The sequence below is a fragment of the Sediminicoccus rosea genome (assembly GCF_033547095.1).
Classification (GTDB): Bacteria; Pseudomonadota; Alphaproteobacteria; order Acetobacterales; family Acetobacteraceae; genus Roseococcus; species Roseococcus rosea.
The window spans coordinates 1,822,882-1,842,222 of record NZ_CP137852.1; the positions used below are offsets into that span (position 1 = coordinate 1,822,882).

17 protein-coding genes are annotated in these 19,341 nt (G+C 70.9%); 10 read left to right on the forward strand and 7 right to left on the reverse strand.

Features of this window, described 5'->3' with window-relative positions:
- Positions 1–65 precede the first annotated feature (65 nt).
- Positions 66–1,058 carry a Bug family tripartite tricarboxylate transporter substrate binding protein gene (locus R9Z33_RS08755; protein WP_318650907.1) on the reverse strand — a complete coding sequence of 331 codons (993 nt, stop codon included), beginning with the start codon at positions 1,056–1,058 and terminating at the stop codon, positions 66–68.
- 94 nt (positions 1,059–1,152) lie between these two features.
- Positions 1,153–2,463, reverse strand: coding sequence for an NAD(P)/FAD-dependent oxidoreductase (locus R9Z33_RS08760; RefSeq protein ID WP_318650908.1), 1,311 nt, complete (start codon positions 2,461–2,463; stop codon positions 1,153–1,155).
- Between the two features lie 151 nt (positions 2,464–2,614).
- Here R9Z33_RS08760 and R9Z33_RS08765 point away from each other — a divergent pair, with 151 nt between their 5' ends.
- Genes R9Z33_RS08765 through R9Z33_RS08795 form a run of 7 tightly spaced genes read left to right on the forward strand, consistent with a single transcriptional unit; the run spans position 2,615 to position 11,189 of the window.
- Positions 2,615–4,255, forward strand: coding sequence for an amidohydrolase (locus tag R9Z33_RS08765; RefSeq protein ID WP_318650909.1), 1,641 nt, complete (start codon positions 2,615–2,617; stop codon positions 4,253–4,255).
- Complete coding sequence (locus R9Z33_RS08770; protein WP_318650910.1) at positions 4,255–5,196, forward strand: ABC transporter permease; 942 nt, start codon at positions 4,255–4,257, stop codon at positions 5,194–5,196. The genes R9Z33_RS08765 and R9Z33_RS08770 overlap by 1 nt, the downstream gene beginning before the upstream one ends.
- Positions 5,193–6,065: an ABC transporter permease gene (locus R9Z33_RS08775; RefSeq protein ID WP_318650911.1), complete on the forward strand. Its 873-nt coding sequence runs from the start codon at positions 5,193–5,195 to the stop codon at positions 6,063–6,065. Before R9Z33_RS08770 ends, R9Z33_RS08775 begins: the two co-directional genes overlap by 4 nt.
- Before the next feature lie 12 nt (positions 6,066–6,077).
- A complete protein-coding gene (locus R9Z33_RS08780) occupies positions 6,078–7,688 on the forward strand; it encodes an ABC transporter substrate-binding protein (RefSeq protein WP_318650912.1) in 1,611 nt (536 codons plus the stop codon).
- 3 nt (positions 7,689–7,691) lie between these two features.
- Positions 7,692–9,125, forward strand: a complete 1,434-nt coding sequence (locus R9Z33_RS08785; RefSeq protein WP_318650913.1) for an amidohydrolase family protein — start codon at positions 7,692–7,694, stop codon at positions 9,123–9,125.
- A gap of 7 nt (positions 9,126–9,132) precedes the next feature.
- Complete coding sequence (locus R9Z33_RS08790; RefSeq protein ID WP_318650914.1) at positions 9,133–10,119, forward strand: ABC transporter ATP-binding protein; 987 nt, start codon at positions 9,133–9,135, stop codon at positions 10,117–10,119.
- On the forward strand, positions 10,116–11,189 hold the full coding sequence (locus tag R9Z33_RS08795; protein ID WP_318650915.1) for an ABC transporter ATP-binding protein: 1,074 nt from the start codon (positions 10,116–10,118) through the stop codon (positions 11,187–11,189). The genes R9Z33_RS08790 and R9Z33_RS08795 overlap by 4 nt, the downstream gene beginning before the upstream one ends.
- On the opposite strand, the gene R9Z33_RS08800 is transcribed toward R9Z33_RS08795, so the two are convergent.
- Genes R9Z33_RS08800 through R9Z33_RS08810 form a run of 3 tightly spaced genes read right to left on the reverse strand, consistent with a single transcriptional unit; the run spans position 11,186 to position 13,541 of the window.
- Entirely contained in the window at positions 11,186–12,559 is a 1,374-nt protein-coding gene (locus R9Z33_RS08800; RefSeq protein WP_318650916.1) for a sensor histidine kinase, read from the reverse strand. The two genes, R9Z33_RS08795 and R9Z33_RS08800, sit on opposite strands and share 4 nt — an antisense overlap.
- Positions 12,556–13,221 (reverse strand): response regulator transcription factor, encoded by a 666-nt coding sequence (locus R9Z33_RS08805; protein WP_318650917.1) that lies wholly within the window; start codon positions 13,219–13,221, stop codon positions 12,556–12,558. The genes R9Z33_RS08800 and R9Z33_RS08805 overlap by 4 nt, the downstream gene beginning before the upstream one ends.
- Entirely contained in the window at positions 13,221–13,541 is a 321-nt protein-coding gene (locus R9Z33_RS08810) for a PepSY domain-containing protein (RefSeq protein WP_318650918.1), read from the reverse strand. Before R9Z33_RS08810 ends, R9Z33_RS08805 begins: the two co-directional genes overlap by 1 nt.
- A gap of 134 nt (positions 13,542–13,675) precedes the next feature.
- Between R9Z33_RS08810 and R9Z33_RS08815 the strand changes: the two genes are divergently transcribed.
- From R9Z33_RS08815 to R9Z33_RS08825, 3 genes are read left to right on the forward strand one after another with little or no spacing between them, the layout of a single operon-like run.
- Entirely contained in the window at positions 13,676–13,999 is a 324-nt protein-coding gene (locus R9Z33_RS08815) for a PepSY domain-containing protein (RefSeq protein ID WP_318650919.1), read from the forward strand.
- Positions 14,000–14,013: 14 nt separating this feature from the next.
- Positions 14,014–14,196, forward strand: a complete 183-nt coding sequence (locus R9Z33_RS08820; RefSeq protein ID WP_318650920.1) for a hypothetical protein — start codon at positions 14,014–14,016, stop codon at positions 14,194–14,196.
- A gap of 45 nt (positions 14,197–14,241) precedes the next feature.
- Positions 14,242–15,423, forward strand: a complete 1,182-nt coding sequence (locus tag R9Z33_RS08825; protein WP_318650921.1) for an iron-containing alcohol dehydrogenase — start codon at positions 14,242–14,244, stop codon at positions 15,421–15,423.
- A gap of 10 nt (positions 15,424–15,433) precedes the next feature.
- Here the strand turns inward: R9Z33_RS08825 and R9Z33_RS08830 are convergent, their stop codons facing one another.
- A complete protein-coding gene (locus R9Z33_RS08830) occupies positions 15,434–16,546 on the reverse strand; it encodes an EAL domain-containing protein (RefSeq protein WP_318650922.1) in 1,113 nt (370 codons plus the stop codon).
- Between the two features lie 189 nt (positions 16,547–16,735).
- Entirely contained in the window at positions 16,736–19,315 is a 2,580-nt protein-coding gene (gene secD, locus R9Z33_RS08835; RefSeq protein ID WP_318650923.1) for a protein translocase subunit SecD, read from the reverse strand.
- Positions 19,316–19,341 lie beyond the last annotated feature (26 nt).

Here is a 19,341-nt window from a genome sequence, read left to right on the forward strand (position 1 = left end):
GCCTCGCGGCGCTGCGCGCCAGTGCCTCGCGGCCCCCCGGACCTGCCGGCAGCGCCTGTCGGCGGTCATTGGCTCTGCGTCACCAGCCCGACCTCGCGCGCCAGCTGCCGGAACTCGGCGGTGCGGCGCTTGGCGAGCTCGGCATATTCGGCGCCGACCAGGTTGAACTCGAAGAGGCCCTGCGCCGCCCGCGCCTCGGGCCAGGCCGGGTTGGCCTGCAGGCGGCGCAGCGCCTCCACCCAGAAGTTGTAGGCGGCATCGGGCATTTGCGGCGGGCCGTAGAAGCCGCGGACGATGGGCCAATCCACCTCCACGCCCTGCTCGCGCGCGGTCGGCACCTGCGCCAGCGCGCCGGGCAGGCGCTGCGCCGACAGCACGGCGAGGAGGCGGATCTCGCCCGCCTCGAACTGGCCGCGCACCTCGGAGGCATCGCCGGGGAAGACCTGGATGTGGCCGCCCAGCAGCGCCGCCATGGCCTGGCCGCCACCCTCGAAGGGCACGTAGCGCATGCGGCGCGGATCGGCGCCCGCCGCGCGCGCCACCAGCGCCGCCTTGTGCCAGTCCTGGCTGCCCACGGCGCCGCCGGCGCCCATGGGCACGCTCGCCGGGTCGGCGCGCAGCGCGGCCATCAGCTCGGCCAGGCTCTGGAAGCGGCTGTCCCGCCGCACCGCGATCACGCCGTAATCCGCGCCGATGGCGCCGATCCAGCGCACGTCATTCTCGGCGAAGCGGCCGAAGCGGCCCTGCGCCATGTTCACCCAGGAGCCGGTGGAGACGGCCACGATCACATTCGCATCCGCGCGCCGCTGCGCGTTGATGTGGTTGATGGCCACCGCCCCGATGCCGCCCGGCATGTTCTGCGTGCGGATCGGCTGGGTGACGATGCCCGTCTCGTTCAGCATCCGCGTCGTCAGCCGGCAGGTCAGGTCGAAGCCACCGCCGGGGGCGGCGGGCGCGATGCATTCGGGGTTCTGGGGGGTGAAGCCCCCCGGGATACCCTGCGCCTGGGCCGCAAGCGGCATGAGGGCGGTGGCGGCAATCAGCGCGCGGCGTTGCATGTGGTTCTCCCCGATCGGGCCGCGCCAAGACGTGCCGCGCGGCCCATGATTTTCCATTCCCTCCTGGGGGATTCAGCGTGGGCTTGCAAGCATGTCAGGCCAGCACCCGGTCCACCCGGTCCCGCAGGCGATACCAGCCGCCGACGATGGGCAGGAACCAGTCCGGATTGCCGTCATAGAAGGCGCGCGTCGGGAAGTGCAGGCTGTCGAGCGCGAAGCCCGCATTGGCCGCGCCCGCGATCTTCAGCGCGGCGTTGTGGCCCATCCAGCTCGCCATCGCGACGCCGCTGCCCTGGCAACCGGCCGCATAATGCACGCCATCCTCCACGCCCAGATGCGGCAGGTAGTCGAAGGTGAAGGCGACATTGCCGGTCCAGGCATGGGTGATGCGGACATCCTTCAGCTCGGGCAGCACCTCCAGCATCATGGCGTGGAGCGTGGGTGCCGCCTCTTCCGGCGTGCTCGGCCCGAAGCTCGCCCGGCCGCCCCAGAGGATGCGCTTCCCGTCCGGCGAGGGGCGGTAGTAGTTCAGCACGCGCTTCGTGTCGCTGATCATGTGGCGGTGCGGGAAGATCCTGTTGATCCGCTCCTCGCCCAGTTCCTCGGTCGCGATGATGTAGCTGCCAATGGGCATGAGCCGCTTGGTCAGCCAGGGCATCGGCCCGCCGCGGCTATAGCCGTTGGTCGCCATTAGCACCGCATCCGCCCGCATCTCGCCCCGCGTGGTGACCAGGCGGAAGCCGCCCGCCTCCTTCACCGTCGCCGTCACGCGCACCTGGTCCACCAGATGCGCGCCCAGGCGCTCGGCCGCGGCGGCGAGGCTGCGCGCATATTTGCCCGGGTGCAGGCTGCCCGCGCCCGCCGCATGCAGGCCGCCATAGTAATGGTCCGTCGCGACGAAGCCCCGCACGCCGGCCTTGTCGATCATCGTGGCCGAATCGCCGCTGATCTCCTCGATGCGGGCGCGGTTGCCGGCCAGCGTCGCCAGGTGCTTGGGCGTGTAGGCGCCGACGAAGCGGCCGCTGCGGACATAGTCGCAATCCAGCTGCTCGCGCGCGATGAGTTCCTCGATGAAGGGGAAGCTTGCGCCGCAGGCCCGCGCGATCTCGGTCGCGCGTTCCTCGCCGAAATTCTTGGTCAGCGGCCCGCGCGCCACCTTGAGCCCGCCCGAGACCATGCCGCCATTGCGCGAGGAGGCGCCCCAGCCGATGCGCTCGGCATCCAGCACCGTCACCTCATGGCCGAGGCGCCGCAGCGTGAGCGCCGCGGACAGTCCGGTATAGCCGCCGCCGACGATGGCGACGCGGCAGCGTTCCGGCAGCGCATTGTCGCGCTGGGGCGGCTCGGCCGCCTCCCACCAATAGGGCCTGGCCTGGAATCCGGGGGCGAAGATGCGGTCGCTCATGGCATTGCCCAAGGCTTCGGCATGCGGGGTCTCCCTCTGCTGTGCGGCGAGCGTGCCACGACGCACGCGCCCCGCGAAAGGCCCGCCTGCGTGGTTGACGCGCTGGCAAGGCCGCGTGAGCATGAAAATCGCATCACGAAAGAGGGCCGGGTTGAGCGCAGACATCATCTTCACGGGCGGCAGCGTCTTTCGGGGCCTGCAGGGCGGCATGGCCGAGGCGCTGGCGGTGACGGGCGGGAAGGTGATGGCGGTGGGCAGCACCGCCGAGATCGAGGAGTTGGCAGGGCCGCGGACGCGGCGCGTGGCGCTCGACGGGCGGCTCGCGATTCCCGCCTTCCACGAGGCGCATATGCACCTGCTGCCCTTTGGGCTCGGCCTCTCCATGGTCAACCTCCGCGCCGAGGAGGTCCGCACGCTGGAGGAAGCCCGCCGCCGCCTGCGCGAGGCGGCGCAGGCCACGCCCAAGGGCCAATGGGTGATGGGCTGGGGCTATGACCATGGCGCGCTCGACATCGGCCGCCACCCCACGGTGAGCGAGCTGGATGCGGCGGTGCCCGATCACCCGCTGCTGATCATGCGCACCTGCGGCCATATGGGGGTCGCGAACAGCGCGGCATTGCGCGCCGCCGGCATCGGCCACAACACGCCCGACCCGGAAGGTGGCGTGATCGAGCGCCGGGGCGGCGCGCTGACGGGCCTGATCCAGGAACGCGCGCTCAGCCTGATCAAGGCCGCCATGCCCGAGCCTGACGAGGCGCGGATGGTGAACGCCATCGAGGCCGCCGGCCGCCGCCTCGCCTCGCTTGGTTTCGCGTCCGCCACCGACATGAATGTGGGCATGAGCGGCGGCCTCGCCGAAATCGCCGCCTTCGAGCGCGCGGCGCGCGAAGGGCGCTGCCTGCAACGCATGTGGCTGGTGCTGGCCGGCAACCCCGAGGGCATCGCGGATGCGGCCTGGGAGGGCGGGCTGCGCCCCTGGAAACCCGGCGATGACCTGGATGCCGCGCTGCGCTGGGGCGCGGTGAAGGTCTTTGCCGATGGCAGCGCGGGCGGGCTCACCGCCGCCTTCTTCGACCCCTATCTGCAAGAGGCCGGCGGCGGCACCGGCGTCTTCACCTTCCCGACCGAGACCATCCACGCGTTGCTGAAGAAGTTCCATGACCAGGGCTGGCAGCTCGATATCCACGCCATCGGCGATGCCGCGATCGAGCAGGTGCTGACCGGGATGGAGGAGGCGGGTGCCGCGCCCGAGCGCCGCCACCGCATCGAGCATTGCGGCTTCGTGACGCGCGACCAGCGCCGGCGGATGAAGGCGCGCGGCATCCTGCCCGTGCCGCAGCCCGTCTTCATGTATGAGTTCGGTGACCTCTACCTCCGCAACCTCGGCCGCGCCCGCGCCGAGGCCGCCTATCCGATGAAGACCTGGCTGGAGGAGGGCCACCACCCCTCGGCTTCCTCCGACAGCCCGGTCTCCACCGTGGAGCCCTGGCCCAACCTCTTCACCATGGTCACGCGCCAGACCAACCGCGCCACCATCCTCGGGGCCGAGGAACGGCTCTCCATCCAGGAGGCGCTGCATTGCTACACCTGGTGCGGCGCCTACAGCAGCTTCGCCGAAGGCGCGCGCGGTACGCTGGAGCCGGGGATGGACGCCGACATCGCCATCCTCAGCCAGGACGTGACCGCGCTGGCGCCGGAGGAATATCTCGGCGTGCGCTGCGACGTGACGTTGCGCGGCGGCATCGCCATCCACGACCGGCATGACGAGCTCAGCCGCGAGGGATTCGCCTGATGCTGCGCCATGCCCTGACCCGCATCGGCCTTGCCATTCCCGTCCTCTTCGGCGTGCTGCTGATCGGCTTCCTGCTGATGCAGGTCGTCCCGACCGACCCCGCCACGGTGCGCGCCGGCCCGCAGGCCACGGCCGAGATCGTGGCCGCCATCCGCACCGAGCTCGGGCTCGATGAGCCCATCTGGGTGCAGTTCGGCATCTATCTGGGCCGCCTCGCGCAGGGCGACCTGGGCGTTTCCATCATCAACAACGTGCCGGTGACGCAGGAATTGGGGGCCACGATCGGCCCGACCATGGAGCTGATGTTCGCCTCGCTCCTCTGGTCCATCCCGGCGGGCATCTTCCTCGGCACCATCGCCGCCTATTGGCGCGGCTCCCTGCTCGACAAGGGCATCATGGCGATCAGCGTGGCGGGCGTCTCGGTGCCGGTCTTCTTCCTGGGCCTCGTGCTGATCTGGTTCGTGGGCTTCCAGTGGCAGCTGCTGCCCTTCACCGGGCGCGGCGGGCCGCTTTGGACCATGGACGGCATCCGGGCGATCATCCTGCCCGCGGTCACGCTCGGCGGCGTGCTGGTCGGCCCGGTGGCACGGATGACGCGCACCGCGGTGGTGGACACGCTCTCGGCCGACCACGTCCGCACCGCCCGTGCCAAGGGCCTCTCCGAGCGGCTGGTCGTGCTGCGCCACGCGCTGCGCAACGCGCTGATCCCGGTGGTCACGCTGATCGGCCTGCAGATCGGCTTCCTGCTCGGCGGCGCCGTGGTGACCGAGACCATCTTCTCCTGGCCCGGCGTGGGGCGGCTCGCCGTCGGCGCCATCCTCTCGGCCGATTTCCCGATGGCGCAGGGCACCATCATCGTGCTGAGCGCCGGCTTCATCCTGATCAACCTGACGGTGGACCTGCTCTACGCCGTGCTCGACCCGCGGGTGCGGCAGTCATGAGCGCCACGACCGTGACCCCGGCCACGCCCGAAGCACCGCGCCGCCCCACGCCGCTGCGCATGCTGCTGCGTGACACGGGCGGCGCCATCAGCCTCGTCTTCGTGCTGCTCATCATCGCCGCCGCCCTGCTCGCGCCCTGGCTCGCCCCGCGCGATCCGTTCGAGACGGACCTGATGGCGATCATGCAGCCGCCCTCGGCCGAATACTGGTTCGGCACGGATGGGCAGGGCAGGGACATCTTCTCCCGCATGCTCTACGGGCTGCGCATCACGCTGGGCATGGGCCTCGCCTCGCTCATCGCGGGCGGGTTGCTGGGGGCGCTGATCGGCTTCCTCGCCGCCTTCTACAAGCGGGTGGACGGGCTGCTCATGCGCCTGATGGACATCCTGCTGAGCTTCCCGGCCATCCTCTTCGGCCTGGCGCTCGCCGCCATCTTCGGGCCCGGCCTCACCTCCGTGATCATCGCGCTCGCCATCGCCACGGTGCCGCTCATGGCGCGTATCGTCCGCAGTTCCGCGCTTGTCGTGATGGGCCTCGACTACATCGAGGCGGCGCGCGCCATCGGCATGAGCGATGCGCGGCTGATCGCGCGCCACCTCGCGCCCAACTGCCTCTCCGCCATCTTCGTCTTTTCCACCCTGCGGCTCGGGCAGGTGATCCTGCTCGGTTCGGCGCTGTCCTTCCTCGGCCTGGGCGCGCAGCCGCCGCTGGCGGAACTGGGGGCGATGGCGGCGCAAGGCCGCAACTTCCTCTTCATCGCGCCGCATATCAGCGTGATCCCCTCGCTCGGCATCTTCGTGATCGTGCTGGCCTTCAACCTGCTGGGGGATGCGCTGCGTGACGCGCTCGACCCCCGGCTTCGTATCTGAACATAGGGAGTGATGACGATGACTCACATGTGGAAGCGCATGGCGCTGGGTGGCCTCGCCGCCCTCGGCCTCGCCGTGACGGCGCAGGCGCAGACCCAGCCGCGCAACCAGATCACCATCATGCGCGAGATCGACAGCGACCGTTACGATCCGCACCGCTCCACCGCGCTGGCCGCCGGCGAGGTGCTGACCATGCTGAGCGACACGCTGGTCAGCATGGATTTCGACATGCGGACCATCCGTCCCGGCCTGGCCGAGCGCTGGGATGTCTCACCCGATGGGCTGACCTACACCTTCCACCTCCGCAGCGACGTCACCTTCTGCGACGGCAAGCCCTTCACGGCGGCCGACATGGCCTTCAGCCTGAACCGCTGGATCGGCCGCACCACGCCCCGCGTGGCCTCGCCCGTTGCCTGGCGCGCGGGCAATGTGAAGGAGATCCGCGCGACCGGCCCGCACACGCTGGTCTATGAGCTGAACGAGCCCTTCGGCGAGCTGCTCTCCCAGCTCACCCTCTTCTTCGGCTCGGCGATCGATCCCGCCACGGTCGAGCGCCTGGGCGACAATTTCGGCGTGCAGGGCTTCAACGGCACCGGCCCCTATTGCTGGGGCAACTGGACGCCGCGCAATGAGATGGTGCTCACGCGCCACCCCAACTACCGCTGGGGGCCGCCCGCCCTCGAGAATCGCGGCCCCGCGCATGTCGAGCGCATCGTCTGGCGCGTGATCCCCGAGGCCGCGGCCCGCGTGGCCGCGCTCCAGGCCGGCCAGGCGGATGTGACCAACTACATCCCCGAGGCCTTCTGGGACGCGATCCGCCGCGTGCCGACCGTCACCACCTCGCAGCAGCCCAACTACTTCTGGGACTTCTTCATGGGCTTCAAGGTGGACAAGCCCGTGGTGAGCGACGTCGCGATCCGCCGCGCCGTGCACCAGGCAGTGAATCGCGAGGGCCTGGTCCGCGCCGTCTGGTCCGGCCATGCGGAAGTGGCGCGCAACATCGTGAACCCGCGCGCGCCCGACTATGACGCGCAGTCCGACGCCATGGTCCCCGCCTTCGACCAGGCCTCCGCCCGCCGCACGCTGGACGAGGCCGGCTGGCGCATGGGCCCGGACGGCATCCGCGTGAAGGACGGCCAGCGCGCCACCTTCCTGCTCTATGGCATCAACACGCTGGTGAACCAGCGCTCGGGAGAGATCATCCAGCAGGCGCTGCGGCAGGTCGGGATCGAGATGCGCGTCCAGCTGTTTGACGCGACGGTCGCCTGGGGGCGGCTCGCCACGCAGGAATTCGATGCCTTCTTCCTGAGCTACCCGTACCTCTCGGCGACGGATGCGCTGAACCTCTACTGGCACAGCCGCAACCGGCCCACGCCCAACCGCATGAACTGGGCGAACCCGCAGACCGATGCCTGGCTGGAAGGTGCGCGCCGCGCCATCGACCCGGCTGAGCGCGCGACGCTGGCCGCCAATATCCAGCGCCAGCTGGCGCAGGAGGCGCCCTGGCTCACGCTCGCGCGCAGCCAGATGGTGGTCTTCGCCAACCAGCGCGTCACCGGTGCGCGGGCGCATGGCCTCTATGGCATCGGCATCTACAAGGGCCTGGATCTGAGGGTGCGCTGAACCATGACCATCACGCTCATCAAGAACGCCGATCTCGTCGTTGCCTGGGACGAGAGCGAGAAGCGCCACGCCTACCTCCCCGGCGGCGATGTCGCCTTCGAGGATGGCGTGCTGCGCTTCGTGGGCCGCGGCTATGAGGGCACGGCGGATGTGGAGATCTCGGGCACGGGCCTCATGGTCATGCCCGGGCTGGTCAACATCCACTCGCACCCGACCAGCGAGCCGATGAACAAGGGGCTGATCGACGAGATCGGCTCCCCCGGGCTCTACAACTCGTCGCTCTACGAGTTCATGCCGATCTTCCGCTCCGATGCGGAAGCCATCCCCGACTGCGTCCGCGTGGCGCTGTCGGAACTGCTGCTCAGCGGCGTCACCACGCTGGCGGATCTCTCCATGGCCCATCCGGGCTGGCTGGATCTGCTGGCCGAGGCGGGCATGCGCGTCTGCATCGCGCCCATGTTCAAGTCGGCGCGGTGGTTCACCAAGAACGGCCACGTCGTCGAGTATGAGTGGGACGAGGCAGCGGGCGTGAAGGCGATGGAGGAGGCCTTCGCCCTCATCCAGCGCGCGGAACAGCACCCGAGCGGCCGCCTCTTCGGCATGGCCTGCCCCGCGCAGATCGACACCTGCGCGCCCGAGCTGCTGCGCGACAGCCGCGCCGAGGCCAAGGCGCGCGGCCTCTCCTGGCAGATCCACGCGGCGCAATCCGTGGTGGAGTTCCACGAGATCACCCGCCGCCACGGCTTCACCCCCATCCAGTGGCTGCACGAGATGGGGCTGCTGGATGAGCGCGCGGTGATCGGCCACGGCATCTTCCTGGATGACCACCCGAGCACGCCCTGGCACACCAAGCGCGACCTCGACATCCTGGCCGACACCGGCACCACGGTCGCGCATTGCCCGACGGTGTTCGCCCGGCGCGGCATCACCCTCAAGGATTTCGGGCGCTACAAGCGGCGCGGCGTCAATCTCGGCGTGGGCACCGACACCTATCCGCACAACCTGCTGGATGAGCTGCGCCTCGTCGCCTACCTCGCCCGCACCCAGGCGAATGACCCGCGCACCATGACGACGACCGACGTCTTCGACGCCGCCACCATCGGCGGTGCGCGGGCGCTCGGCCGTAACGACATTGGCCGCCTCGCGGTCGGCTGCCGCGCGGATTTCGTGCTGGTGGACGCGACGCATCCGCGCATGCAGCCCAACCACGACCCGGTCCGCGCGCTGATCTACGCGGCGGGCGACCGTGCCGTGCGCGACGTCTATGTGGATGGCATCAAGGTGGTGGGTGACGGCCAGGTGCTGACCATGGACTTCAAGCAGGCGGCGCTGAACCTCAGCGAGGCGCAGAAGCGCATCGTCGCCCGCGCGCCGCAGCAGGACTGGGCGCACCGGCCAGTGGACAAGATCGCGCCGCCGACCTTCAAGTGGCTGTGACGGGGGCATGACGGGCCCCCTTCTGCAGATCGAGGACCTCCGCACCGTCTTCCGCACCTCGGGCGGGGATGTGGCGGCGGTGGATGGCGTCTCGCTCGATGTCGTGCGCGGCCGCACGCTCGGCATCGTGGGCGAGAGCGGCTGCGGGAAATCCGTGCTCTCCCTCTCCATCATGCGGCTCGTGGCGCATCCGGGGCGCATCGCCTCGGGCCGCGTGCTGCTGGAGGGAAGGGACCTCGCGGGCCTTTCCAATGCCGAGATGCGCGGCGTGCGCGGCAAGGATATCGGCATGATCTTCCAGGAGCCGATGACCTCGCTGAACCCGGTGCACACAGTGGGCTTCCAGATCACCGAGGGCATCCGCGCGCATGAGCCGCATGTGGGCAAGGCCGAGCTGCGCGAGCGGGGCATCGCAGCCCTGGCCCGCGTGCGCATCCCCTCGCCGGAGCGGCGCTTCGACGAATACCCGCACCAGCTCTCGGGCGGCATGCGCCAGCGCGTGATGATCGCGATGGCGCTCGCCTGCTCGCCCAAGCTGTTGATCGCGGATGAACCGACCACGGCGCTGGACGTGACGGTGCAGGCGCAGATCCTGGATCTGCTGCGCGACCTCCAGGCCGAGACGGGGATGGCCATCATCCTCATCACCCATGACCTCGGCGTGATCGCCGAAATGGCCGATGACGTGGCCGTGATGTATGCGGGCCGCGTGGTGGAGCGCACCTCGGCGCGCGATCTCTTCGAGGATCCGCAGCACCCCTATACGCTGGGCCTGCTCGGCTCCATTCCGCGCCTGGATGAGGATCGCGAGCGGCTGCTCGCCATCACCGGCGCGGTCCCGCCGCCCTTCGCGCTGCCGCCCGGCTGCCGCTTCGCGCCGCGCTGCCCCTTCGCCATCGAGGCCTGCCGCGCCGAGATCCCCGCACTGCGCGCCATCGGCGCCGGGCATGAGGCCGCCTGCCTTCGCGCCCCCGTGGAAGAGGCACTCGCATGAGCGGCATGAACCGTTCCGCCGATGGCGGCGCGCTGCTGGAGGTCGAGAACCTCGCGAAGCACTATCCCATCCGCAGCGGGCTGATCCTGGCGCGCGAGATCGGCCGGGTGCGGGCGGTGGATGGCGTCTCCTTCACGCTGCGCCGCGGTGAGACGCTGGCGCTGGTGGGGGAGAGCGGTTGCGGCAAGTCCACCACCGCGCGCCTCGTGCTGCGGCTGATCGAGCCCAGCGCCGGCTCCGTCCGCTTCGAGGGCACCGACATCACGAAGCTGGAGGGGCCGACGCTCAAGGCCTTCCGCCGCCGCGCGCAGATCGTCTTCCAGGACCCCTACGCCTCGCTCAACCCGCGCCTCACCGTCGGCCAGACCATCAGCGAGCCGCTGGAGGTGCATGGCATCGGCGATTCCGCCTCGCGCCGCGCGCGGGTGGAGGAGTTGCTGCGCCTGGTGGGCCTTGCCCCCTATCAGGCGGCGCGCTTCGCGCATGAATTCTCGGGCGGGCAGCGCCAGCGCATCGGCATCGCGCGCGCCCTCTCCACCGAGCCGGACCTCGTGGTCTGCGATGAGCCGGTGAGCGCGCTCGACGTCTCGATCCAGGCCCAGGTTGTGAACCTGCTGCGTGATCTGCAACAGCGGCTGGGCTTGTCCTACCTCTTCATCGCGCACGACCTGGCGGTGGTGAAGCATGTGGCCGACCGCATCGCCGTCATGTATCTCGGCCGCATCGTGGAGATTGCGGAAAAGCGCGAGCTGTTCCGCAACCCGCGCCACCCCTATACCCGCGCCCTGCTGGCCGCGATTCCGCATCCGGACCCCGCGCGGCGCGGCCGCGTGCAGCCGCTCGGCGGCGACCTGCCGAGCCCGCTGAAGCCGCCCTCCGGCTGCCGCTTCCACACGCGCTGCCCCTTCGCCATCGAGCGTTGCCGGCACGAGGAACCCGCCCTGACGGATGGCGTCGCCTGCCACCGCGATGGCGAATTGCCGTCGCATGGCCTCGATTTCTCGGGTGGGCTGACGGAGAAGGCGGCGCGGCGCATGGCGCTCTACGCGCAGGGCAGCGTGGCGGGCTAGCCCGCCGGCAGCCGCAGCGTCACCGTCATCGCGCCCGGCGCGGTGGGGCCGAGCTCCAGCGCGCCGCCGACCTCCTCCAGGATTTCCCGCGCGATGGCGAGGCCGAGGCCGGTGCCCGGGCCCGCCTCATCCAGCCGCCCGCCGCGGCGCAGCGCCTCCGCATGGCGCTCGGGCGGAATCCCCGGCCCGTCATCCGTGACCGAGAGGGCGAGGCGGCCCGGCGCCTGGCGCAGCGCGATCCGCACCCGCGCGCTGGCGAAGCGCGCGGCATTCTCCATCACGGCGCCCAGCGCCTCGGCCAGGTCATCCTCATGGATGGCGGCGAGCGGGCCGGGCTCGCCCTCCATCACCCAATCCAGCCTTGCGCCCTCCGCCGTGCGCGCCAGCACCGCGATCAGGCGCCGCGCCACGCGCAGCGGCTCGGCGCGGTCACCGCGGCCGCGCAGCGCGCGACGCGCGCGGGAGAGCTCGCGCTCCACATGGCGGCGCATCGCCTCGGCCGCCTCGCCCACGGCGGCCGCCGTCTCGCGCTGTTCGGCCGCCTCCATGGGCCATTCCAGCCGCTCGGCCTCCGCCAGCAGCACCTGGATGGGCGTCTTGAGCCCATGCGCGAGATCCCCCGCGCGGGCGCGCGCCGCCGCCACGTCGCGCTCGCGCTGCGCCAGCAAGCCGTCGAGCTCGCGCGCGAGGGGCAGGATCTCGCTGGGGAATCCTTCCTCGCCCAGCCGCGCCGCCTGGCCTGAGCCGATGGCGGCCAGCCGCGCCCGCATCCGCCGCAGCGGCGCGAGGCCCACGGCCACCTGCGCGCCGAAGGCCGCCAGCAGCGCGAATGCGATGACGCCGAGGAAGGGCAGCAGGTCGCGCCGGAAGTCGGCCGCCGCCGCGCGCAGCTCGGCCGCGTCCCGCGCCGCCAGCACCACCAGCCGCTCGCCGCCCAGCCGCGCCGGCATCGTCACCGGCAGGCGCAGCGCCAGCAGCGCCTCGCCGCCCGGGCCGGGCAGGGGAAAGAGCGTCTCGTTCATCGGCGCATCGGCGGGCGGGGCCAGCGTCGCATCCCAGAGCGAGCGCGATTGCAGCAGCGGCGCCCCGCCCGCGGCGCGCGAGACCTGCCAGTAGAAGCCCGAGAGCGGCCGGTCATAGCGCGGATCGCCCGGTGGCGCGCTGAGCGTCCAGTCGCCGCCGGGCATCGCGCGGTCGAGCTGCGCGGCGATCCCCTCGGCCAGGGCGGAGAGTTCCCGCGCCAATTGCCGCTCCGCATGGCGTTCGAACAGCAGCGAGAGCCCCGCCGTCGCCGCCGCCAGCGCGAGGCCCGCCGCGACCAGCCCGGCCAGCAGCAGCCGCAGCCGCAGCGAGCGCGCCCAGCCGCTCAAGCCGGCGCCATGGCCAGCGCGTAGCCGAGGCCACGCCGGGTCTCGATCACCTCGCCGCCGAGCTTGCGGCGCAGGCGCAGCACCAGCGCCTCGACGGCATTCGCATCGCGCGCATCATCATCGCCATAGAGCTGCTCGACGATCGCGCCGACAGAAACCGCCTCGCCGGGGCGATGGGCCAGCAGGCTGAGGAAGCGCCATTCCAGCGCCGAGAGCGCGACGGGAATGCCATCCAGCCGCACCTCCTTCAGGCGCGTGTCGAGGCTGAGCCGCCCCGCCTCGATCACCGGCGAGCCGAGGCCCGCCGCGCGGCGCAGCAGGGCGCGCACGCGGGCCAGCAATTCCTCGATGCGGAAGGGCTTGGGCAGGTAGTCATCCGCGCCGGCATCAATGCCCTCCACCCGCTCGGACCAGGCGCCGCGCGCCGTCAGCACCAGCACGGGCATGTGTCGCCCCTCGGCGCGCCAGCGCTTGAGCACGGCGAGGCCATCCAGGCGCGGCAGGCCGAGGTCGAGCACAGCCAGGGTGTAGTCCTCGGTCTCGCCGCGGAACAGCGCCTCCTCGCCATCGCCCACCAGGTCCACGCGGTAGCCCGCCGCCTCCAGCGCGCGCTGCACATGGGCGGCGATGCGGGGATCGTCCTCGGCCAGCAGGATGCGCATCAATCCTCCACCTTCAGGATGCGGCCGGTCGCGGCATCCACCTGCAGTTCGCGCCGCCGCCCGCCGCGCGTCAGCACCTTGATCTCATAGACGAAGACGCCGTCATCCTCGTCCAGCTCCACGCCGATCACCTCGCCGCCCAGCTGCGGCCGCACCAGGGCAAGGATCTCGGAAAGCGGGCGGATGCGGCCCTCGGCGATGGCGCGGCGCACACGCTCCTGCTCCTCGCGGCGGCGGCGTCCATCGGCGCGGGCCGGCTCGGCCGCGAGCAGCAGGGGCAGGGCCCCGGGCAGGCCGAGGAGGGCGCGGCGAAATATCACCCGCATCTCCTACAGGGAGCCTGCTGACGGAATCCTGACGGCCGGGCGCGGCAGCCCGTCAGGGCAGGGCCGCTAGACATCATCCCACACCCACCGGATCGGCCGGCGCGGTGACAGACGGAAAGAACCACTCCATGCGCAAGACGCTCCTTCTCGCCGCCCTCGCCGCCAGCATCGCCGCCGGCCCGCTGGCCGCGCAACCAGCCACCACCCGCTTCGCCGACATCGCCGCCCGCCTGGAAGGCCAGGGCTTCCAGATCCAGGAGATGGAGCGCAAGCGCGGCCGCTTCGAGGTGAAGGCGATGAACGCCGAGGGCCAGCGCATCAAGCTCGAGGTGGATGCCACCACCGGCGCCATCCTGCGCCAGGATCTGCGCCAGCGCGACGGTCATCGCGACGGCCATCGCGACGGCCATCGCGACGGCCATCGCGACGGCCAGCGCGATAGCCAGCGCTGATCGGGGCGGCGGCGATGCACCTCCTCCTCGATCCGACGGGCGCGCGGCTGGTGCTGTTTCTCCTCGCCCTCGCCGTGGCGCCGCTGGTCCTGATGATGCTGGATCGGCGCCGCCGGGAGGGGGGCAACGCCGCCCGGCGCGGCCAGGCGAAGCGGGCCTGGGCGCCGCTGGCCTGGGCCGCGGCCCAGGGGGGCTGACGGCCCCCTATGCCAACCGGGCCGGGCCCGCTTAACCTCCGGCCCATGACAACATCCGCTTCCCTGGCCATCGTCGCCCCCCGCCAGATGATCATCGGCGGGGGCAGCCTTTCCCGCCTCGGCGATCTTCTCAAGCAATTCGGCTTCTCGCGCCCGCTGGTCGTCACCGACCCCTGGATGCAGAGCAGCGGCACGGTCGAGAAATGCCTCGCACCGCTGCGCGCGGCCGGCTTCGCGCCCGTGGTGTTCCACGAGACCGTGCCCGATCCGACCGACACGGTGATCGCGGCCGGCGTCGCCGTGCTGCAGGCGGGCGATTTCGACGTGCTGATCGGCTTTGGCGGCGGCAGCCCGATGGACACGGCCAAGGCCATGGCGATCCTCGCCGCCGCCCCCGCCGGCACGCCGATGAGCGCCTTCAAGGTGCCGGTCGCGGCCGACAAGGCGGCGCTGCCCGTCATCTGCATCCCCACCACCGCCGGCACGGGCAGCGAGGCGACGCGCTTTACCGTCATCACCGATGTGGCGCGGGACGAGAAGATGCTCATCGCGGGGCTCGGCGCCCTGCCGCTCGCCGCCATCGTGGACCATGACCTGACCCGCACCGTTCCCGCCCGCACCAAGGCGGATACCGGCATCGACAGCCTGACCCACGCGCTGGAGGCCTATGTCAGCAAGCGCGCCAACCCCGTCTCGGACATGTATGCCGAGCGCGCGATGCGGCTGATCGGCCCCCATCTGCGGCGCGTCTACAAGGACCCCGCCGATGACGCGGCGCGCGAGGCGATGATGCTGGGCGCCACGCTGGCCGGCCTCGCCTTCAGCAATGCGAGCGTCGCGCTGATCCATGGCATGTCGCGGCCCATCGGCGCGCATTTCCATGTGCCGCATGGGCTGTCCAACGCCATGCTGCTGCCGGCGGTGACGGGGTTCGGCCTGAACCACGCACTGCCGCGCTATGCCGAGGCCGCGCGCTGCATCGGCTGCGCCGCCCCCTCCGACGCCGACCAGGTGGCGGGTGCGAAGCTGATGGAGGAACTGCGCGCCCTGAACCACGAGTTGGAGGTGCCGAGCCCGGCGGCCTATGGCATCGCGCAGGCCAAGTGGAACGCGCTGCTGCCGGTGATGGCCGAGCAGGCGCTGGCCTCCGGCAGTCCGGGCAACAACCCGCGCGTGCCCGATGCGGCGCAGATCATGGAACTCTACGTGGAGGCCTTCGGGGCCTAGGCCTTCGGGGCTAAGTCCTGGACGCGTGGGGCTTCGCCGGGCGGGCCAGCCCCTCGGCGCTGCGCCAGCGCTGGTTCCAGGCCGGCAGGGCCGCCACCGGCAGGGGGCGGCCCATCAGGAAGCCCTGCGCGCGCGCCACGCCCAGCACCCGCAGCGTGCGGAGCAGCGCCGGGGAGGAGACACCCTCCGCCGTCATCACCAGCCCGCGCCGCGCCATGCGCAGCACCTGGTTGCGCGCCCGCGCCGATCGCGGCAGCGACTGCACGAGCGAGCGGTCGAGCTTGATGCCGGCGAAATCCAGCCGCAGCAGGCGCTGGCGCGGATCATCCAGCAGGTAGTCATCCATCAGCACGCCATGCCCCGCCGCCTTCAGTCGCCGCAGCGTGCGCGCCATGCGCGAGAGGTCGCGCACCGGCGCCGTCTCGGTCAGCTCGATCATCAGGCGCTGGCGCGGAAAGCGGGAGCGGCGGAGCTGCTGCCCGAGCCAGGCCACCACGTCACGCTTGTCCAGCTCGGGCGCGGGCAGGTTCACCGAGACGGGAATGTCGATCCGGGCCGGCAGGCGGGACATGTCCCAGGCGGCGATGCGCGTCACGGCCGCGGCGAGCGGGCGGGAGAGGCCCATCTGCTCCATGGCCGGGATGAAGTTCACCGGGGTCAGCGCCACCGGCTCGCTCCGCCAGCGCGCCAGCGCCTCGACGAGAACGAGGCGGCGCGTGCGGACATGGATGATCGGCTGGTAGCGCAGCAGCAGGCTGTTGCCCTGCAGGCCCGCCTGCAGTCGGTTCGAGTTGCGGCTGGCGCGGTTCGCGTCATGCGCCAGGTGCCGCGTGCCGCCGAGCAGGCCGCGCAGGAAGGCGCCATCCTCCGAGAGCGCCGCCTCGGGCGTCAGCAGGGAGATGATCGCCGCGGGCGAGGCCTCGGCCATGGCATCCACCAGCGATTGGTCGATCGGCAGGTCGCCATCCTCGAGGATGAGATGCGAGAAGCCGCTCACGCTGGTGACGACGGCGCGCAGCACCTCGCGCTGGGTGCGGAGCACGACGGGCGGCGGCGCGCCCAACTCGGCGACAGCGGCCTGGGTGGCGTTGATCAGGCCGGGGTCGCAGGCGAGGACCAGCACAGGGCCGGGCGGGCGCGGCTTGGGCGCGGGCGTCGGCCCTCCACTGGCCCGAGGTGTCTCAGAAAAAGTCAAAATATCGGCCGCTCTTCTCTGAATTTGAGACTAGCCGATTCCGGCCGTGAATCCAAGAGTCGCGTCGGCCCGCGGCGCCGCGAGGGTGTGCCAGCGCACATCCCCGCGGCCCATGTCTCAGCGGATGGCCGTCTGCCCCTTCGGCGCCACCGGCTCCAGCTCGCCCCGCCGCAGCGAGTTGCGCCCGCTGAACAGCACGATCGGCGCCGCGATGAAGACGGAGGAGGAGGCCGAGATGAAGATGCCGAACACCATCACCCAGGCGAAGCCGGCCAGCGTGTCGCCGCCGAACAGCGCCAGCGGCAGCGCTGAGAGCAGCAGCGTGACCGAGGTGCCGAGGCTGCGGTTCAGCGTCTCGTTGATCGAGAGGTCCACCAGCTCCTGCAGCGGCATCGTCTTGAACTTGCGGAGGTTCTCCCGCATGCGGTCGAACACCACGACCTTGTCGTTCGCGCTGAAGCCGATGACGGTGAGGATGGCGGCGATGGTCGTCAGGTTGAACTCGATCTGGAACAGGACCATGAAGCCGATGGTCTTGGTGGTGTCGAGCAACAAGGTGCTGATGGCGGCCACACCGAACTGCCATTCGAAGCGCACCCAGATATAGATGAGCATGGCGATGAGGCTGAGGCCGAGCGCCATCAGGCCGCCGCGGAACAACTCGTCCGAGATGCGGTTGCCGACCGCCTCCACGCGCATGATGCGGATGCCGGGTGCCGCCGCTTCCAGCGCGCCGCGCACCGTGCTGACCACCTGCTGCGTCTGCCCCTCCTGCGGGGGGGCGGGGACGCGGATCAGCAGCGTGCTCTCGTCGCCGAATTGCTGCAGGCCGACATCGCCCACGCCGAGCGTCGCGGTCGCGGCGCGCAGGGCGTTGATGTTGGCCGGCCCCTGGGTGCGGACCTCCATCACGATGCCGCCCTTGAAATCGATGCCCTTCTCCAGCCCCGGATAGAAGGCGCCGACCAGCGAGGCGGTGGACAGCACGCCTGAGATGATGAGGCCCGCGACGGCGCCGCGCATGAAGGGGATCTTCGTCACATCGGGGCAGAGCCGGAACAGCGGCCGCGCCAGCCGCTGGAAGAAGCCGAGGCCCGGCTTCTCCAGCACCGGCAGCTCCTTCGGGCGGCGCCAGCGATACCACCAGACGACGAGCAGGCGGGTCACCACCGTCGCCGTCCACATCTGCACGATGGTGCCGATGGCGACCGTGACGGCGAAGCCCTTCACCGGGCCGGAGCCGAAGCCATAGAGGCAGGCCATGGCGATCAGGTTCGTCAGGTTCGAGTCGAGAATCGTGCCCGAGGCCTTGGTGTAGCCGATCTCCAAGGCGTTGATCGGTGACCTGCCGTTCTTCACCTCTTCCCGGATTCGTTCATTGATCAGGATATTGGCGTCGAGCGCGGTGCCCAGCGTCAGCACGATGCCCGCGATGCCGGGGAGCGTCAGCGTCGCTTCCAGCAGCGAGAGGAAGGCGATCAGCAGGATGATGTTGATGGCCAGCGCCACATTGGCGAACCAGCCGAACAGGCCGTAGGCGAAGCCCATGTAGAGGAAGACGAAGGCGACACCCACGGCGAGGCTGATGATGCCCGCCCGGATGGCGTCCGCCCCCAGCTCGGGCCCGACGGTCCGTTCCTCGACCACGGTCAGCGGCGCGGGCAGGGCGCCCGCGCGCAGCAGCACGGCCAGGTCGTTGGCGGTGCGGACGGTGAAATTGCCCGAGATCTGGCCGCGGCCGCCGGTGATGGGCTCGCGGATATTGGGGGCGGTGATCACCTTCTCGTCCAGCACGATGGCGAAGGGCCGGCCCACATTGGCGCGGGTGATCTCGCTGAAGCGACGGGTGCCGACCGAATCGAAGGTGAAGTTCACCACCCACTCGCCGGTCCGGCTGTCCTGGCTGGCGCGGGCATCGGTCAGGTTCGCGCCATCCACCTCAACGCGGCGGCGCACGGCATAGCGTTCGCCGGCGCGCTCGCCGTTCAGGAACATGATGCCGGGCGGCGGCGTCGGGGCCTGGGTGTTCACCGCCTCGTCCAGCAGGTGGAAGGTCATCCGCGCGGTGCGGCCCAGCAGGTTCTTGATGCGGTCCGGGTCCTCGACACCGGGCAGCTGCACCAGGATGCGGTTCAGCCCCTGGCGCACGATCGTGGCTTCCACCACGCCCGTCTCGTCGATGCGACGGCGGACGATCTCGATGGACTGCTCGACGGCATTGGTCGCCTTGGCGCGCAGCCCGGCCTCGGTGACGGTCGCCGTCAGCAGGCCCTCGGCGTTGATGCTGACCTCGATGTCGGGCTGCTGGGCGCCGCCGCCGACATTCACGGGGTTGGCGAGTTCGCGCACCACGCGCAGCGCGGCGTCCCGCTGGCCGGGCTCGGTGATGCGGAGCGACATGCGCCGCTGGTCGGGCTGGGCTGAGAGGCCGGTGTAGGAAATGCGCGGATTGGCCTGGGTCATGCCCCGCCGCGTGCCCTCCACCAGGCCCTCCAGCCGCTCGCGCAGCAGGACGGAGGTGTCCACCTCCAGCAGCAGGTAGGAGCCGCCGCGCAGGTCGAGGCCGAGCGCGATCTGCCGCACCGGCACCCAGTCAGGGAAGGCCGAGCGGGGCAGCAGGTTGGGCAGGCTGACCAGCGTGCCCAGCAGGCAGACGAAGATAATGGCGGCCGTCTTCCAGCGCGCGAAATACATCATGACGAGACGAGGCCCTGACCTGAATT

What these genes read in the sequence shown, in the direction of transcription:
- R9Z33_RS08755 (WP_318650907.1), bottom strand. Translation starts at nt 1,058, where the DNA reads ATGCAACGCCGCGCGCTGATTGCCGCCACCGCCCTCATGCCGCTTGCG.
- R9Z33_RS08760 (WP_318650908.1), bottom strand. Translation starts at nt 2,463, where the DNA reads ATGAGCGACCGCATCTTCGCCCCCGGATTCCAGGCCAGGCCCTATTGG.
- R9Z33_RS08770 (WP_318650910.1), top strand. Translation starts at nt 4,255, where the DNA reads ATGCTGCGCCATGCCCTGACCCGCATCGGCCTTGCCATTCCCGTCCTC.
- R9Z33_RS08775 (WP_318650911.1), top strand. Translation starts at nt 5,193, where the DNA reads ATGAGCGCCACGACCGTGACCCCGGCCACGCCCGAAGCACCGCGCCGC.
- R9Z33_RS08780 (WP_318650912.1), top strand. Translation starts at nt 6,078, where the DNA reads ATGACGATGACTCACATGTGGAAGCGCATGGCGCTGGGTGGCCTCGCC.
- R9Z33_RS08785 (WP_318650913.1), top strand. Translation starts at nt 7,692, where the DNA reads ATGACCATCACGCTCATCAAGAACGCCGATCTCGTCGTTGCCTGGGAC.
- R9Z33_RS08790 (WP_318650914.1), top strand. Translation starts at nt 9,133, where the DNA reads ATGACGGGCCCCCTTCTGCAGATCGAGGACCTCCGCACCGTCTTCCGC.
- R9Z33_RS08795 (WP_318650915.1), top strand. Translation starts at nt 10,116, where the DNA reads ATGAGCGGCATGAACCGTTCCGCCGATGGCGGCGCGCTGCTGGAGGTC.
- R9Z33_RS08805 (WP_318650917.1), bottom strand. Translation starts at nt 13,221, where the DNA reads ATGCGCATCCTGCTGGCCGAGGACGATCCCCGCATCGCCGCCCATGTG.
- R9Z33_RS08815 (WP_318650919.1), top strand. Translation starts at nt 13,676, where the DNA reads ATGCGCAAGACGCTCCTTCTCGCCGCCCTCGCCGCCAGCATCGCCGCC.
- R9Z33_RS08820 (WP_318650920.1), top strand. Translation starts at nt 14,014, where the DNA reads ATGCACCTCCTCCTCGATCCGACGGGCGCGCGGCTGGTGCTGTTTCTC.
- R9Z33_RS08825 (WP_318650921.1), top strand. Translation starts at nt 14,242, where the DNA reads ATGACAACATCCGCTTCCCTGGCCATCGTCGCCCCCCGCCAGATGATC.
- secD (WP_318650923.1), bottom strand. Translation starts at nt 19,315, where the DNA reads ATGATGTATTTCGCGCGCTGGAAGACGGCCGCCATTATCTTCGTCTGC.